This is a genomic window from Tsuneonella deserti (assembly GCF_014644315.1).
GTDB lineage: Bacteria > Pseudomonadota > Alphaproteobacteria > Sphingomonadales > Sphingomonadaceae > Tsuneonella > Tsuneonella deserti.
The window spans coordinates 1-548 of the sequence record NZ_BMKL01000012.1; the positions used below are offsets into that span (position 1 = coordinate 1).

A 548-nucleotide genomic window follows, 5' to 3' on the forward strand; every position below is an offset into this window, starting at 1 on the left:
AAGCAAATTATTTCTCAACTCATTTGCTTTTTTAGATTTTTCCGTGCTAATTTACCTGCGGCAACTAACTTTACTGGCTTGGGTTCGTTGGCGTGCGGCTGTCCTTCGGACAGCATATTAGAGCGGTCGCTAAGTTTGCTTAACTCCAACTCTTGCAAGTGCGTAAAAGTTTTATAATCAATTAGTTAACTCAAAACAAAACTCCAATCATCGCCCTTGCGGGTTGTTGGAAAAATTTCAACGCAAGTCTTTTTATTTGCTCTTTTTAGATTTTTGCAACAACACCAAAATCAAAAATCTCAGCCTTTTTTTAGCATTTAAAACATAAGACTTAAAGACTTTTTTGCCTGTTCTACGCTGTCAAATTTCAGACTTAAAAGACTTTTTTGCGGTTGTTTTTTTAGTATTTTTCTCGCAAGTTTTGCTGTTTTTTACTCTTTTCGCTATTTTTATAAAGTTTTCAAGACTTTTGCGACAAGCAGAAATCGCTGGTTTTTTCATTTTTTCAAACGCATAGTTTCCTGCGACAAGACATCGTTTTGGTAGTT

Annotated in this window: 1 protein-coding gene; it reads right to left on the reverse strand. The window is 35.2% G+C overall.

The genetic code is table 11. The features are described from left to right. Positions 1-360: 360 nt before the first annotated feature. Positions 361-548, reverse strand: a 188-nt coding sequence (locus IEW58_RS14245) for a hypothetical protein (RefSeq protein WP_229658661.1), incomplete at its 5' end; no start/stop codon positions are given.